Raw genomic sequence first — 15923 nt, 5'->3', positions numbered from 1 at the left:
TTTTAAAATATAGCTATTTCCATAGAACTATCATTCTCTAAATTCAAACCGAAATTCGTCTGATCATATGCACCTTCTGTTAAACAAAAAATTTGACCGTCCCAATAGCTTTGAAGAGCTCCCTGTCTGATCAATTCTTCCTTTTGATAAGATAAGATATTAATTGAGTATCGCTGGGCATCTTTTAGTAACTGAGTGATGTTGACCTGATGTGCACCGTTAAGTTCAGCGATGATAGCTTTTCCTTTTTCCTGATATGGAACAATGACACTTGTCGTTGATTGATCAATTACTTTAAAATGATCACTTGCAGTTTTATAACTGCCATATAGACAAAGAGGCAGCTTTTGATCGTGTTTAAATGTATAGGCAGCATGGTAACCATTTTTTCCAGTGATTAATTCAAGCATGCTTTTCTCAAGAGCTTTCATTGGGTAGTCTAACCTCGTCTCAAACTTCAAATAAAAATGTTGAAAATAGTAGTTCATGGCCTCCCTAGAAAGCAGGTGCCCGCCATAAGCAGAGGGATCCCTTTTTACATCTTCTAACATGCGCTTAACAATTTGACCACCTTCCTTTATTTCACACAGATGCGTCAGCTTTTCTTCTTGATAATCAATGATATAGACAAGCCCTTTTTCCTTTTCTCCATGGCGATTACAGCGCCCCGCTGCTTGTGCAATGGAATCAAGACCTGCTAAAGATCGTATAACGCATTGAAAGCTTATATCCACACCAGCTTCAATTAACTGAGTACTGATGCAGATGACTGGTTCTTGGTTTCTTAAGTGAGTATTGACTTTTTTTAAAATATCTTGGCGATGTGCAGCACACATCGATGTACTTAAATGATAGACAGGTAAGTTCAGTTGGTGTAAACATTCAAACAAGCTTTTGACAACTGATTTTGTGTTTAAAATAACCAACACACTGTTTACACGTTGGAATTGTTTTTGAACAAACATTTGCAATTGATCAAGATGAAATGATTCTTGAGTCGCACAATCGATCATTTCCACCCGGCGAAAGGCTTCGATTATCTCATCGATAGACTGAATCATTTCAGCATCTTGGTTCAATGCTAGTTTTTTTCTCACAACGTGCAATGCTGGCTGCGTAGCTGTACAAAGAACCACACTACATCTTGCTTTTTCTTTGAGAAAATTTACAGTTTCATTAAATATAGACACACAAGAGGTCGGTACCTTTTGTACTTCATCAAATATCACGATCGATTCAGCGATTTGATGTAGTCTTCTCGTATTGCGGTTACCTTTTGCATAAAAGATATTTAAAAACTGTACCATTGTCGTTAAAATAATTGGCGAATCCCAGTTATCTCTCGCTAATTTCAACTGGTAGCTTCGATTAAAAGCAGATTCATCCAACTCTTCTTGATCTTCTGCTACATGATCTGCGCTCTCAATGACATTAGAATGATGTTCTAAAATGTGGCGATCGTCCTGTAACACCTTTCTTAACTCATCTGCATTTTGTTCGATAATTGTTGTGTATGGCACAACATAAATAATCTTCTTTTTATCATTGTAAAGCGCATGTTCCAGTCCATACCGAAGACTAGCCAGCGTCTTCCCACCACCAGTAGGAATAGACAGTGTATAAATGTCTGAAGGGTATTTTGCATGTTGAGCGCACTGTATGGACATATCGTTTCTCAATTGATTGATGGGATGACTTGTTAAATGAAACGTATCCAAATGGGATAACAATCGTTGATGAAACGTTTTAAATAATTGGTCTACTTGAACAGATTCAACCGTTTGCTGTTTCTCTTCAAAAAGGCGAGAGTTGGTACGATCCGCATCAATCAATGCACTAAAAACAAATTTAGTTAAATAAAAGGATTGGTCATATACAGACTTTGGTGGAGAACCAATATATTCTTTTAGTTCATGTACCGCCTGTTGAACATATGAACGAAATGTAGTTTCATTCATCACCTCTTCAAAAAATCGTTTTTGAATAAAAGGTAACTCTTTTAATTCTGGTGTTTCTTTATCTCTGACTCTTGTCAAAAAAGGTGAGTCTGCTTTTTGATTTAAAAAATCTTGCAAATCCGAATGATGAGAAATAACTGCATTAGCAACAATTTCTACTAAAAGAGAATAATACCGGTCGTTTGGAGGACCATGAAACATCTGATACAGCATCCGTCCCCCTGCCGTTGAATGATCAACACTTCCTCTCTGCGGAGGTTGATCAGGAGAAGCAATTGCTTCTCGAATATAATGCTGGAACTCTTTAGAATATTTACCCAAATCATGAAGAACTCCTGCCAATCCAGCTATATGGCGAATGCCAAGCTTATCTCCAAACATTTCACATAATGCCTTCACTTCTAATAAATGATCGGAAACGGTTTGAATAGCACCGTCTTGTTTTCTCACATGTGCGATATAGTTCATATTAAGCTCCTTGATTGATTTTTAGGCTTCTACTTTTGTCTATATGTAAAAGTTCACAACTCCTGTTGACCTTTAAAATGGGACTAAACTAATAGACACTCTATCTCTCATGTCATCATTTCAATCCACGCACTCATGTAGAAAGTAAATTATACCATTTTATACATTATTTTAAATGTTATTTCTTTGGAATTTTCGATTTCTAACGGGATAGCGAGCAAAATATAAACTTATGGGTATTATTTTTAAAAATGGTGCGAATCTTCTAGATATTTATGTTCATCTAGTGTTCGCACCATTTTTTCATCAATTATTATGTTTGTTTTTCTTGGCTCTTCTTCCTTCCACTCCTCAAGCTCCAGCACCGTCACCTCTCCTCTCGTGATGCCGTCATGTCTGGATAACGTGTGTTTAGTCTTTTCTTTCCTTCGCAAACGAAAGAACTTTTGTCATTAGCGACTTCCCTATACCCTGTCTGCGCCCATTCGCTGCCACATGTGCTCGATTCTTTCATTTTTGCAGGTTTTCTTGTATGAGTGTAACCGTCTCCACCAGCTGATTTTAATGCAAGGCTTAAAATGTCCACATTGATTGTGGTGTAGCAAAAGGCATCTTGTAGTTTCCAATTTTATCTTGAAAGGAGATTAAAGAATGTTGGCCGCTTTGCACGGATTCCTTCCATCAGCTATTCATAACTCGGAAATCGTTTTTTTCAGCTTGATCACGGATAATTAAATGAAAAGAAACATTAAACACACAAAAGGCATCCCACACAGGATGCCTCTCTTTTTCCTCACGATCACACTACCACTTACAGCGTTTCACCCGGCGGCAGCAAGGGTTCTTGATATCACTGCCACAATCGTACTCTTCTACAATATACTCGTTTCGAGTAGATTGCGTCACAGGATAGTAGTTTTCAATTCTTTTGATGTTTTTATTCACGTTTGTGATATGAGTTGGATGAATCTTTCTGATCGTTTGTTCGTTTGTTGTCGTGTTGACAATTTGACGTGTAGGGGATACAACCGTTTCAACTTCTCCAAGATTCCCCCTGCGAGGCCCAAAGAAAAAATTGTCTAATCGATTCCGGCTCATCTCAACACCCCTTCAAGTTGTCTTTCACTTACACTCTATCGTATGTAAGAGACGCGATTTGTGATTAGATGCTTGTCTATTTTGGATAAAATTCGCTTGCAATCTATTTTTCTCTTTCTTTACAAAAGGACAATTTTAACATATTATACAAATGATCTTTTGTGAAAGAAAGGACATTCATTGATGAAAACAAAACATAAGCTCTTTTCATTGTTCATCCTGCTCGTTGTGATCATCACCCTCCCACTGCTGTCGCCTATGGTTTTTACAAATGCGACTGAAAGAGGAGCCATTCGGCATGCCATTTATCAAGAAGGCTACCCTTACCAAAGCTATTTTGCTATTTTGCAAAAAAAAGATGATGTAGACCCTCAATATGGCCAGCTTTATGATGTGTATTGGCAGGCTTGGAAAAGCGAAACGGGGATGACACCTTACGTCTGCTATTCAAAAAAGATACAAGAAAAAGAATATAAGGTCAGCTGCGGAACTGCACCATAATCTTTCCAATGACCTTGAAAAAAGAGGTGAACGATATGTTTAACACAACATCACAAACCATGGAACGAAACAAATTGGACATTGCACTTGAACTCACTCAATTGCATTTGAATCGTTATGAAACGAAACATCCTGATCAGCTCAGTGAAATTTATGCAAAATATTATGCACTTCTTGAAGTACTGGATTTGTCTTCATATGATCAATTGATTGATTTACTGCCACATGAGCTGAAACAGACGCTTGAGTAAAAAAAACCATCTATCCACGGGACGGGACTGACCCCCGTTTTTGAGACAGGGATCAAAACAGCATTTAGGGGATCATATTCAAACATTTTCACGTGCACACCAGCATGAGCTGACCGCCCTCGTTTGCTATAACGATGAGGTGGGGTTAGAAGTGGCAAATGTATGCAGTGAAATGGGGCTGGGCTATCCATTCAAGATGATCTGTCGATTATTGGACAGGATAACTCGTATATTGTCCAAAAAAATGCCCCTGTGAAGCTGACAACACTGACACATCCTCAGGAGCAAATGGGACCAGATGCAACAGACTGGATGATTAAGAACATTCAAGGAAAAAAGAACCTGCCTGATCAAACGTTTTACGAGCCCGAACTGATTCCAGGTGAAACGATTAAACAACTGAATGCACGAAAAAAATGAGCCCTCTTTACAGGTGGCTCATTTTGCTGTTGATCTTTTTAGCATGCTCATCAAATCATATGACGGGGGAACCTCTTTGCCTTGTTCTTTAGGGTCTAAGATATTGTCATAAAGGTGTCTTCATGATTCATGAATAAAAAAATCCCCATCTTTTATCAAGATAGGGAGAATATCTATTATGCTTCTTCTTTATTTGATGGCACTGCACATACGCCATCTGCACATGCTGCTTCAAATGAAGCATCAGCAGCTTTCTTCGTTTGCACTGCTTCTTCTGTCCAAGCCGTTTCAAGCGCACGAAGGAACGTATCTGCTGGCTGTGCACCAGCAACCGAATATTTGTCATTGATCAAGAAAAAAGGCACGGCAGAAATTCCGAGCTGTCTAGCTTCTCTTTCATCTTTTCGCACTTCATCTGCAAATTCTTCTCCGTCTAGAACCTTCTGTACTTCGTTCTGATCAAGACCTGCTTTTTCAGCAATTTCTAAAAGGGTTTGACGATCACCAACATGCTTGCCATCTGTAAAATACGCTTGAAACAGCTCTCCCATGACAAGATCGCCTTTTCCCATTTTTCCAGCATATTGTGCGAGCTGGTGGGCATCAAAGGTGTTTGTTAAAATAAGTGGATCGAATTGAAAATCGATTCCTTTCTCCTTGCCAGCCTGCTTTACTTGTTCATTCATTGCGATGGCTCTGCTGCGGCTCATGCCATATTTTTTGACGAGCATATCATGCACATCATAATCTACTTCAACAGGTGCATGCGGATCAAGCTCAAAGCTTTTAAACTCTACTTCTACCTGTTCCTTATGAGGGAATTGATCAAGCGCTGTTTCTAGCTGTTTTTTTCCTATATAACAAAAAGGACAGGCGATATCTGACCAGATTTGTACTTTCATCTTCATCTTCCTTCCGAGGCTTACGTTTTTTCCTTTAAAGATGTAACTATTATAGTTACATCCAATCCTTTATGTCAAGTGATCCTCCTTTTTGAGTTCCATTTTATTAAAAAAACCTTTCCCTAAAAAAGGAAAGGTTTTAACCATGGCTATTCTAAGTTCGCATGGTGACCGTACATGTTATGTGTGTCGAGCTCTTTCATCTCCATCAATCTCAAGACGACCGCATCATACATAAGGAGCAAAGATTGCTCAAATAATGAGCCCATCGGCTGAATCGTATGATGCTTTCCCTCATGTTGATCCTTTGGCGCACCTGACAGTAAGATGACTTCATCCGATAGATCAGCTATAGGTGAATCAGCTGAAAGAGTAAACGTTGCCACTCTTCCACCAATCGCCTTTGCCTTTTTCACGAGCACAAGCAAGGTCTCTGTGCGACCAGAACCGCTTCCGACAATGAATAGATCCTCTTTTGTAAAAGCAGGCGTATTCGTTTCGCCGATCACATAAGCCTTGATGCCGATATGCGTGAGCCTCATGGCAAACGCTTTTCCCATCAAACCAGATCTGCCTGCACCAGCCACAAAGACCTTCCTTGCGTTTAAAATACTTGAGACAAGCTTTTCTGTTTGTTCATCTTGAGTAGCTAAGGAGTGCTCAGATAGCTCACTTAAAATGGCTTTCACATAGTCGCTTGTTTTCATGATTGTGTGATCAACTGCTTCATTTGCGCCGCCACTTCTGCTTTATTGTCTTGGCTCGCAATACCGCCGCCGACAATAATTAAATCTGGGTTTAATTTCACAACTTCAGGTAACGTATCAAGCTTAATACCGCCTGCAATCGCTGTTTTCGCCTGTTTGACCACTTGTTTAATGGTCATAAGGTCAGCAAATGAGTTTTGACCAACTGCTTGCAGGTCATAGCCTGTGTGCACACAAATATAATCGACTCCAAGCTCATCCAGCTCTTTCGCACGACCAGCGATATCTTTAATACCAATCATATCGACTAAAATTTCTTTCCCTCTTGCTTTTGCTTCCTTCACCGCTCCTTGAATGGACATATCTTCTGCCGCCGCAAGAATGGTCACAATATCCGCTCCAGCTTCGGATGCCTGCTGCACTTCATAACCGGCAGCATCCATAATTTTCAGATCGGCCAGCACACATAAATTCGGAAACGCCTGTTTGACTTCTTTCACAGCACGCAGCCCTTCGTTGATCACAACGGGGGTCCCAATCTCGACCACATCAATAAATTCTTCTACTTCTTTGATCAGCTCAATTGCTTCTGGTATATTCACTAAATCTAATGCTAATTGTAATTTCATCAACTTTCACTCCTGTGCATTTATTTCATCTTCAAGAGCTCCGCGGATGATGCATCTTGAATCTTTCTTGCATGAAACGAGTATAACAACAGGAATGGCGCAATCCTAGTACGCACTTTTTTTTTACATACTATACTTTTTCGCATATGGTCACAAAAAAGATACTGTCTTTCGACCAGTATCTCATGTAGGTATTTCTATTTATCATCTTTTAAGAAATTGCTGTCGAGATATTGTTTGCCCCAATCATACATCGCCTCTAAAATCGGCATTAAGCTTTCTCCCAGTTCTGTGAGAGAATACTCAACCTTTGGCGGAACGACGGGATAAACCTCCCGGTGCACAATGTGATCTTCCTCTAATTCTCTTAGCTGATTGACAAGCATTCTTTGCGTAATCCCAGGCATTAACGACTTTAACTCACCAAACCGTTTTGTCCCTTCTCTGCCAAGGTGCCATAAAATCAGCATTTTCCACTTACCGCCGATAATATTCAGCGTCAGCTCTTTTTCGCAATTGAACACTTTATTTTCCATTCGTGATGACAATAACATACACTCCTTTGATCTCAAACCATTTACAGATTATCATATACCGCGGCAAAATGGATTACCTGAGCATACGGTTTTCATTATTGATTTTGTTTTTTCACAAAAGCCATGACAGCCTTTGTCATCTCTTGCGCTTCTTTTGGCGCCCGGTCTGATCCAAACCATTTATTTAGGTCACTGTGGCTCAGCGTATGAACCCGAAAAACATACCGAGAGCCTTTATCATGATTGAGCTTTTCGGCAAATCGATATCCTTCAGGATTTTCCCATCTTGTAACTAAATAAACAGGCGGCAGGTTGGCTCCGTTCATATAAGTGACAGGCGAAGCCTTTGTCCAGGTCTTCTCCTGTTGGCCAAACACTTTTTTATACGATGGAATGGCTTGTATAAATTGATTCATGTTTAACGGTCCATCTAAAATAACGATGGATTTGATCGTTTTTGGCGACAGCCCCACACGTTTTAAGTAGGTCGAATCTGTAGCAACCAATGCCGTTAAATGACCACCTGCCGAATGGCCCATCACATTGATTTTTGATGGATCGATTTGATATTCATCTGCATGATCCTTGACCCACTTAATAGCATTCGCCGTATCATCCGCCATCTGCTCATAGGTGGCATCAGGGTGAAGCCTGTAATTCATTGAAACAAACACATACCCTTGACCCGTAAAATAATCAGCCTTTGAAGCGACTCTATTCTTATCGCCGCCTGTCCAGCCGCCGCCATGGAGATAGATCATCACTGGATGCTTCTTCTTTTTGTCTTCATCTTTTCCCTTTGGCATATACATATCGAGTGTTTGCTGTTTGTTTTGTGTGTCTGCGTAATGGATGTTTGTCGTCGGTTTAGGCTGGTTGAAACGGAACACAAAAAACGCACTAACCAATAAGCCTGTGATGACAGCTACAAATAAGAGCCCTTTCATGATTCGATTCAATGTCATTGCACCTTTCTGTGTTGGGATGGGGAAGTATGATTCGCACATATGTAGAGCGACTAGCCCGATTCATTTGATACGACTTGTATGACTTGAACCGTTTGACAGTAAAAAGAAAAATACTGTTCTTCATAATCTTCGACAAAGTAATTCAAATATTCCCAGCCTCTATCCAAAAGTTGAATGTTCAAAAAAAGATAGGAATCGTTTGTTAACTCCAAATCTTTGATTTGAACAGAAGAGACGTTGGTAAATTTCAGATGAATGTCTGCTTGCAGATTCGGGGAATCATATGGGATGTGTATTACAATACAGTTGATCAAGTCGTAATGTTCATTATACTCTTTAAAGTAGTGAAATTCATTGATTTGCTTTAGATGGTTGATATTGAAATCAGGGATTTGTTTCTGGATTTTTTCATTTAAAAACCATGTCATTGTTTGGCCTCCAAGAGGTTATTGTATAAGTGCAATGATTCGTTTTCTTGTTTCTTCATGGTATTGAACATAGGAATGCAATAAAGGATACGATTCAAGGATCTGTTGACATGATTTGATTTGGGGATATTGCTCTTCAAATGACTGACGTAGCACGTTTAACTGTTTTTTCGGTATTCGTTTATGATCGATCACAAGACTCAAGCTGCCTGTCACAAGTGTGAAAAATTCATAAAAATCATCGGACCACATACCAGTTTCCTCTTCAAAAGAGACGATTTCATCTGGATAAGATGAATCTAATAAGTATTGATAACGTTGTTTTAAATCATTGAATAAACCTTGTTTATCACGGCTGATTCTCATGGATTTTTCCCCAATCTCTCATTGTTTTTAATTCTTATTTAGACGCTAATGAGATCTTTCTATACACTGCAAATAAATTCTTGTGAATCGAAACATACGTTTTTCGATTCTATTGCGAGTAACATCCCATTGATGTTAAATAGAAAATTTGCATTTGAATCAAATTCTTCAAGAAGTACATTTTTAAGGTTCCCTATCCCATTAGGATGGTAACTACATTCAAAAATTTGCCAATTCATCTCTTCTTGAATCAATTCTTCAAATCTATCATTACCTTCACCCCCATTATAATAAAGACTCGCCACATTCATAAATCGCAATTCATGATACCGAGCATCATTTATTTCACTTATACTAATGTTTATGACTAGTTCTTTACGAAAAAAATCAAATGAGAATGCCAGTACATCACAGACACCATCTAAATAATCGATCCATTTCTCTATACTGCTAAACATCTCATTCACTCCCCTAACGTATTCCCCTATTTTTTCAGAATGAACTCTATTCTTATCGTGTCACGGAGTTTGTAAATATTCTTCAAATGAAATAAAGTCCGCTTTTTTTCGAAATTCGCTTAAGATATTCTGATCTCCTGTAAAAATAACATCTGTCGAATCAAAAAATCCGATTTCAAACACGGCTTGAGGGATAACGGGTGTATAATTCACGTTCCAATATCGTTCATTCTCTTCAATTTGAGGTATTGAACTGATATTCAAATGCTCTACATGACGAGGCAATGCGGTCAAAACAGCGAAAATAAAAGAATAAGAATAGTCGTGTAAGAATTTTTTGAAATGTTCACCCTTTAGAAATAAAAAATCCGTATAATTCGGCATGACTTCTGAATGAGATTGATTTTTTCGATCGTGAAGCATTGTGAGGGTCACATCACTTATGACCCAGTTATACTCTTCTAAGTTTAAATTGATTTTCTTTATTAATTCATTTACTTCGAATAGATTTTTCTCTTTTGCTAATACGATTCTCATTACTTGCTCCACCTCACCGATTTAAAACATCAGACGAAACTAAAAATATTCCACAGTATCAAAATCTGACCATAATCTCCAGTCAGTGTTCGTATTTATATTTACAATGCATGTTGGATCTTGATAGATCAAACTCTTCGCAACCGATTGAAAAAAAGGAGATTGACTAGGGAGTTGGCTATGCGTTTCTGGATGAAACCATGATTCAGTTGTATAGAGCGGTTTAGCATATACATGCTGAACGATGTCAAATTGTTCTTGATCTGTCATCCATAAACTATCCAGCAAATCTCGATGTTTGGCCATTTCTCTTAACAAAGTAATCCATTCATTTTCCTCTGTTACATCAGCTTGGCATGACTCTGGTATTTGAACATGAAAATAGTCTCCATTTAATCTAATTCGTAAAGGATGCTTTGTGAACCCATGTTCTATCTCATCATCATCTATTATTTCATGATGATGATCCACGAAATCAAAAAGCTCATCCAGTAGAAAATTGATTGATCCATTCTTCAAATCATGACCAATCGCATAAAAATCAATAGACGGTCCTACCTTCGATAAACCGAATAATTGAATCGTGATCAGCCAATTTTCCTCTCTAGTAAATAGAGAAAGCTTCCCTTTGGCAAAATCAAAGTTTACATTATCTAATAATGGAAACTCTTTATTTAGAAAAGACTCATCTAGTATAGATAACACATTGTCTATTTGATTCATGTCTTCCTCCTTATGAAGTTATTTCATTCTACGTTTGTATAATTTCGAATCAGTTCTTTTTTAAAATCATCAGGAAGTTTTTGATTCGGAAATACAACTGAAATCCAGCCTAATACAATCTCATCTAAAATTCTCCACGTTTTTAACAATTGTTTATTCATTTGTTCTAATTGAAGAATCGCTAGTACTCCTATCTCATAACCTCTGTCGCCATAAATGATCCATTTCGCAGAAGGGGAAACCCATATCACACGTGAAGCAATATCCATTATGCTATCATTTACACTCTCTATCGGATAATCCGTTAAAAGATCGAGGTAATCACTTGGTGTGAGGTTTAACGATACTTTCACCCAAGGATAATAACCAAAATCATGATAATAATCATCCATGCTCTTCTGCTCATCTAATACAGCCATGAGTATATAGTCATCATGATGATTCAAAGCTAAACCTTTTAATATTTCCCAACCATCATCTGATAACAACCAATGGAATTCTTCGAATAAATAATGAGGGGTTTTCGTTTTCAACACTTGATCAGGGAATGTCTTCGTACTGTGAATGAGCGAATGAACAAACGATAGAACATGTTCAAGTTCTTTTGGATCGGATATAAACAAATGTTTCACTTTATGCTCCTTTCATATCTTCGGGTAAGTCTATCATTAGTCGTTGATACTCCATCTCACCGCTTGTAACATGACGCATAATGAGAAAGCATTTGAGTGTAATAGTCATTGAATGTTTTTTGATCCTTCAATAATCCTTCAAACCAATTTGCTAAAACAGGGTGATCCATTCGTTTCCACCCTTCTTTTAATAACCTATTTTTCACAGAATCTTTTGTTGATATCATCCCTATTACACAAATTCCCATATCCCTATCTGCCCAAATCGCCCACTGCAAAGAATGAGCTAACCAGACAACTATATTCGAATTCGTGATTATATTATCCGCTATGGAACCTTTTGGGTGCATCCATAGTGCGTTTACATAATCCTCACTTGAAATGTTCACACTCGCTTTGACCCAATTAAAATAACCAAATTCCTTTAAATAATATTGAGTTGGATCTGGTTGAAGTACTGCAGTTAAAAATTCTCTATCTTGTGTAACAGTTGATAACTCTTTAATGGTTGGTAAAATATCATTACTCAATGCCCAATCAAACTCTTGAAACAAACAACACTCAAATGTCTTTCGGAAGACTTGTTGTGGCAGCTCTTTATTTGTGTCAAACACATGGTCTACTAAATTCTGATAGAATTTGAATTCTTTTTCTGAACGAATAAATAAGTCTTCAAGCCGTTTCAAACAACTACCTCCACTCTTGTCGAACTAGTAGTTTTTTAATTCTTCCTCTATATCTTCTTTTAATGTTTGAATTTCAATTGACACCGAATTATTTCGATTATAGAAAATGGACGGATTGATTCCATCTGCTATCATTCCCGGCAGCCACTCTTCTATGAAATCGTCTAAATCAATCATTTCTGGCACTGTTTTTCCCCATTGGTCGATCGCACAATAAGCGGCATGTTCCTCTGTCGGCCAAAAATGAAGCTGCGGTACACGATGTTCATCCTCTGACATCACCCACCCCTTCTCGTTTCTTAATGACCAAACCTCTTCAAAATCAACAATCTTTTTGATGAAATAGTCATAACGCTTTTTCGCAGGTAATTGGACGGTGGTTTCTAATTCTTTCGGATGCATGGATATTGCGTCACTCCTTTTATTTATAAATGGGCTTAACCATAAGAATTTAGCAAGCTCGTATATAGGAACTATTTGTATTCTTCTAACCAGTCATTCAAATCCTCTACAGGATGTAAGTAAGAATTAGGTGAATCTTTCAAATCAATTCCACTTAAAAGAATCAGCATATCCCAAACTTGATCATCGTCTATTTTTGGATCGTCTGCAGAAACGTAAATTTCAGCCCAATCAGACACTTGTTCTCTTGTGATCGTCCCCTTTAAGACATTTCGTATTTTATTTAAACAGTCTAGCATTTTTGGTTCAGCCATTTATTACACCATTCCTTTTTCAAAACTTATTTTGCGCTGTAAACTGCCTATATTTCATATTTAATAATATCCTCCATTGACATACCTTTAAAATATAATGAAAGAATGCTTATAATAGTGTATTCGCCAAGCATACCAATCGGGTTAAATATCATTTTAGCCGTTTTTGGGTCAGCAACCTCTAAGTCCATAACAGGTGCATTGTGACCTTCTTTCCCCTTGCTTACGTAATAATTTCCATCTCGGTATTCCACGAATTTCAGATTTTGAAGATTCTCTTCTTTTATAAAATCTTGATTTATTTTTGTGATGACATTCCATGAACCATTTAAAAAGCCTGTCAGACCTGTATTTGCAACAAATAGTTCATTCTCTTTTTTCATCAATTGTTTTAATTCATTTTTTTCTATTCTTTCATCAACAAACAAATCATAGTATTGGATTAAAATATCATCATATTGATTTTTCCCCTCACCCGCAATGATCAAAGCATAGCTCAATTTCCCAACTTTGATATGATCAATCATCAACAAACAAATCATGTTATTGGATTAAAATATCATCATATTGATTTTTCCCCTCACCCGCAATGATCAAAGCATAGCTCAATTTCCCAACTTCTTTTAATGGGAGTTCAAATATAGCTCCTGGTTCTACTTTACTTAAAGTTTTTACTTTTTTAGTTGTTATTTTAATATCCGTTACTTCTTTGTCGTTTAAATCATCAAAATAGTGACTCCCTCCATTGTTTAAAGCCATCATAATTGTTAAAAGCATCTCATCAATCGTTGGCTTTCTCTCCAAATGTTCCTCAGTCATTTCATAAAATTGTTCGATCGCTTCTTCAAAAATATCTAATCCGTCATCACCGATCATGATGGTCTTTTTCTTATGTTCTTCTTCCCAAAAGCCCATTTGGAATACCCTCCTTATATATTGGGTTCTTTATTTTCTCATTTTGATTTATCACGATAAATGTATACTTGTATAAACTGTTTTATTTGCACGTTTGAAAAGTGCCACTTCATGATCAGTTAGCCACTTTAGCTCTCTCATGTGATACGAAATGTCTTCTAAATAGGTATCGGTTTTAGCAATTAATTTTTTATTTAAGATATTTCTTTTATTGTCTTCAACTACAAGATAAAGAGTAAACTGCTTTAAATCTAATTCAATCAGAGGATATGCTTTCTTTGTTTTATCAGGACTTAATTTTCTTTGTTTTCCTTTTATCTCTGCTTTATATTCCTTTTCTTTCATTTTTTGAAATGCCGCTTTGACTTGCTGACTGTCCCAATTTTTCAGTTCACACAGATAGAGCATCGCTTTTTCCAAAGTGTCAGCTAAGATCTTTTTCTTATTTATTGCATGTTCAAATTCACTGTAACGGAAGGGTACTTCCAGCTCATACGTATTTTTTAAAAATAAGATGTCTGGTTCATCTTTTGAAGTACTAATTAATTTGTAGTCTTTAAAAGAGCCACATATTAAAACAATAGCCTCACAATCTTTTGTTTGAAATTTCTTTTCTAATTCGTATAAAAACATTTCAGTCATACAAAGGGATTGGCTGGCTAAGTTCCCACGATCACCATCTGACATTAATTGTATATTTTTCAAATACACTGCTTATAAGCCTCCTAATAAGATTTTATTCATCATGGCTTTGAATGGTTTGCTCATTCTTTTTCCTTTACTTGCTTTCTTTACTGCAAATGCTCTACTTTATCTTGTTCCCATCGAAGCACCTTTTCTCTCCCTTTTAGACCGGTTGAAAAAATCCTAGCTGCGTAGGATTTGAAGAATTTCTGTTGCTTCTTTATACAATTCATCAATTAATGGTATAATCATTCCCCGCAAATCTGATTCATTTTCAAATGCTATTAAATATCCTTTTTTGCTCACGAGATTATTCGATACACAAATCCAAATATCGAGATGGTCTATACAATAACCTTGACCACCTTCTTCACCATCATGAAACTCTTCGCCATTTAGATAATCTACTGAAAAATATATGGATGAATGATATCCTGCTGTAAAACAATCTGAGACTTGAATTTCTCTCCCTCTATATTTTTTTCCATATACGAATCGTCCAAATTCAGCATTGATCGTTAAACCTAAATCTTTAAATTTTGCTTGTTTTTCTTTCACTAGATTCAGTGCGATATTTGTTATTTCTTTTTCGATATCTGCGATAGATTCTCTGGTCATTGTGTTTAATTTAACTTTCTTCAATTTTTTCACCTCAATTACTGTAGAAACTCAAATGATCTTTAAAGCAAACAAACCTCCTACTGATAAAGTGGAGGTTTGTTTGCTAAACGATAGAAAGCTATATTGCTTACTTTTTGAAATACTACTATTCCATAAGGCTTTTAAAACAAATCATCTTTATCAGCTGACCCTCATGATAGATGCCTATATTTCGTATTTAATAATATCTTCCATTGACATACCTTTAAAATATAAAGTAAGAATACGTTTAATAATGTATTCGCCATACATACCAATCGGGTTAAATATCATTTTAGCGGTTTTTGGATCAGCAACCTCTAAGGACCTAACAGGTGCATCGTGACCTTCTTTACCCTTGCTTACATAATAATTTCCATCTCGGTATTCCACGAATTTCAGATTTTGAAGATCCTCTTCTTTTATAAAATCTTGCTTTATTTTTGTAATGACTTTCCATGAACCACTTAAAAATCCTGTCAATCCTGTACTTGCAACAAATAGTCCATTCTCTTTTTTTATCAATTGTTTTAACTCACTTTTTTCTATTCTGTCATCAACAAACAAATCATAGTATTGGATTAAAATATCATCATATTGATTTTTTCCCTCACCTGAAATGATTAAAGCATAGCTCAATTTTCCAACTTCTTCTAACGGGAGTTCAATAATAGCTCCTGGTTCTACTTTACTTAAAGTTT

The 15923-nt window shown here is 36.9% G+C and carries 23 protein-coding genes and 1 pseudogene; 3 read left to right on the top strand and 21 right to left on the bottom strand.

The annotated features are described in order from the left end of the window. Nucleotides 1–2: 2 nt before the first annotated feature. Nucleotides 3–2426 carry a CRISPR-associated helicase/endonuclease Cas3 gene (locus BA1_RS04420; protein ID WP_008356162.1) on the bottom strand — a complete coding sequence of 808 codons (2424 nt, stop codon included), beginning with the start codon at nt 2424–2426 and terminating at the stop codon, nt 3–5. A gap of 804 nt (nt 2427–3230) precedes the next feature. Beyond that, nucleotides 3231–3524, bottom strand: coding sequence for a spore coat protein (locus BA1_RS04415; protein WP_008356161.1), 294 nt, complete (start codon nt 3522–3524; stop codon nt 3231–3233). Between the two features lie 183 nt (nt 3525–3707). Here BA1_RS04415 and BA1_RS04410 point away from each other — a divergent pair, with 183 nt between their 5' ends. From BA1_RS04410 to BA1_RS18505, 3 genes and pseudogenes are all read left to right on the top strand, one after another. Further along, nucleotides 3708–4025, top strand: coding sequence for a hypothetical protein (locus BA1_RS04410; RefSeq protein ID WP_008356159.1), 318 nt, complete (start codon nt 3708–3710; stop codon nt 4023–4025). A gap of 35 nt (nt 4026–4060) precedes the next feature. After that, nucleotides 4061–4276, top strand: a complete 216-nt coding sequence (locus BA1_RS04405) for a hypothetical protein (protein WP_008356156.1) — start codon at nt 4061–4063, stop codon at nt 4274–4276. A gap of 37 nt (nt 4277–4313) precedes the next feature. Next, nucleotides 4314–4706: pseudogene (locus tag BA1_RS18505) on the top strand (substrate-binding domain-containing protein); the annotation flags it as partial. A gap of 166 nt (nt 4707–4872) precedes the next feature. On the opposite strand, the gene BA1_RS04400 reads toward BA1_RS18505, so the two are convergent. The 19 genes from BA1_RS04400 to BA1_RS19155 form a co-directional block, all read right to left on the bottom strand. Then, entirely contained in the window at nt 4873–5598 is a 726-nt protein-coding gene (locus tag BA1_RS04400; RefSeq protein ID WP_008356153.1) for a DsbA family oxidoreductase, read from the bottom strand. 149 nt (nt 5599–5747) lie between these two features. After that, nucleotides 5748–6305 carry a 6-phospho-3-hexuloisomerase gene (gene hxlB, locus BA1_RS04395; RefSeq protein WP_008356151.1) on the bottom strand — a complete coding sequence of 186 codons (558 nt, stop codon included), beginning with the start codon at nt 6303–6305 and terminating at the stop codon, nt 5748–5750. Further along, the gene (hxlA, locus tag BA1_RS04390) at nt 6302–6934 is read right to left on the bottom strand and encodes a 3-hexulose-6-phosphate synthase (protein ID WP_008356149.1); all 633 of its coding nucleotides are present in this window, start codon (nt 6932–6934) and stop codon (nt 6302–6304) included. Before hxlA ends, hxlB begins: the two co-directional genes overlap by 4 nt. A 197-nt stretch (nt 6935–7131) precedes the next feature. Next, complete coding sequence (gene hxlR, locus BA1_RS04385; RefSeq protein ID WP_029708013.1) at nt 7132–7488, bottom strand: transcriptional activator HxlR; 357 nt, start codon at nt 7486–7488, stop codon at nt 7132–7134. A 77-nt stretch (nt 7489–7565) separates the two neighbouring features. Beyond that, nucleotides 7566–8435 (bottom strand): alpha/beta hydrolase, encoded by an 870-nt coding sequence (locus BA1_RS04380; RefSeq protein WP_034738364.1) that lies wholly within the window; start codon nt 8433–8435, stop codon nt 7566–7568. 53 nt (nt 8436–8488) lie between these two features. Further along, complete coding sequence (locus BA1_RS04375; RefSeq protein WP_008356143.1) at nt 8489–8866, bottom strand: hypothetical protein; 378 nt, start codon at nt 8864–8866, stop codon at nt 8489–8491. Nucleotides 8867–8884: 18 nt separating this feature from the next. Further along, nucleotides 8885–9232 carry a YxiJ family protein gene (locus tag BA1_RS04370; RefSeq protein WP_008356142.1) on the bottom strand — a complete coding sequence of 116 codons (348 nt, stop codon included), beginning with the start codon at nt 9230–9232 and terminating at the stop codon, nt 8885–8887. A 59-nt stretch (nt 9233–9291) separates the two neighbouring features. Beyond that, on the bottom strand, nt 9292–9690 hold the full coding sequence (locus tag BA1_RS04365; RefSeq protein WP_008342588.1) for a YxiG family protein: 399 nt from the start codon (nt 9688–9690) through the stop codon (nt 9292–9294). A 60-nt stretch (nt 9691–9750) separates the two neighbouring features. Further along, nucleotides 9751–10227, bottom strand: coding sequence for a hypothetical protein (locus BA1_RS04360; protein ID WP_008356140.1), 477 nt, complete (start codon nt 10225–10227; stop codon nt 9751–9753). Between the two features lie 39 nt (nt 10228–10266). After that, nucleotides 10267–10950: a DUF7003 family protein gene (locus tag BA1_RS04355; RefSeq protein WP_008356138.1), complete on the bottom strand. Its 684-nt coding sequence runs from the start codon at nt 10948–10950 to the stop codon at nt 10267–10269. Nucleotides 10951–10973: 23 nt separating this feature from the next. Next, on the bottom strand, nt 10974–11582 hold the full coding sequence (locus tag BA1_RS04350; RefSeq protein WP_008356136.1) for a hypothetical protein: 609 nt from the start codon (nt 11580–11582) through the stop codon (nt 10974–10976). 56 nt (nt 11583–11638) lie between these two features. Then, nucleotides 11639–12268, bottom strand: a complete 630-nt coding sequence (locus tag BA1_RS04345) for a hypothetical protein (RefSeq protein ID WP_008356134.1) — start codon at nt 12266–12268, stop codon at nt 11639–11641. A gap of 24 nt (nt 12269–12292) precedes the next feature. Beyond that, the gene (locus BA1_RS04340; protein ID WP_008356132.1) at nt 12293–12670 is read right to left on the bottom strand and encodes a DUF2750 domain-containing protein; all 378 of its coding nucleotides are present in this window, start codon (nt 12668–12670) and stop codon (nt 12293–12295) included. Nucleotides 12671–12741: 71 nt separating this feature from the next. Then, nucleotides 12742–12984, bottom strand: a complete 243-nt coding sequence (locus BA1_RS04335) for a DNA-binding protein (RefSeq protein WP_008356129.1) — start codon at nt 12982–12984, stop codon at nt 12742–12744. Between the two features lie 47 nt (nt 12985–13031). Continuing rightward, on the bottom strand, nt 13032–13511 hold the full coding sequence (locus BA1_RS04330; protein ID WP_237739185.1) for a hypothetical protein: 480 nt from the start codon (nt 13509–13511) through the stop codon (nt 13032–13034). A 16-nt stretch (nt 13512–13527) separates the two neighbouring features. After that, entirely contained in the window at nt 13528–13899 is a 372-nt protein-coding gene (locus tag BA1_RS04325) for a hypothetical protein (protein WP_034738381.1), read from the bottom strand. A gap of 51 nt (nt 13900–13950) precedes the next feature. Continuing rightward, entirely contained in the window at nt 13951–14610 is a 660-nt protein-coding gene (locus BA1_RS04320) for a hypothetical protein (RefSeq protein ID WP_008356127.1), read from the bottom strand. Nucleotides 14611–14766: 156 nt separating this feature from the next. Beyond that, nucleotides 14767–15234, bottom strand: coding sequence for a hypothetical protein (locus tag BA1_RS04315; RefSeq protein WP_235620948.1), 468 nt, complete (start codon nt 15232–15234; stop codon nt 14767–14769). A gap of 174 nt (nt 15235–15408) precedes the next feature. Further along, nucleotides 15409–15923: hypothetical protein (locus tag BA1_RS19155; protein ID WP_008356124.1), on the bottom strand; the 515-nt coding region annotated here is incomplete at its 5' end.

This window comes from Bacillus xiamenensis (genome assembly GCF_000300535.1).
Classification (GTDB): Bacteria; Bacillota; Bacilli; order Bacillales; family Bacillaceae; genus Bacillus; species Bacillus xiamenensis.
Note: the sequence above shows the minus strand (reverse complement) of the source record. Positions and strands in the feature narration are given on the sequence as shown.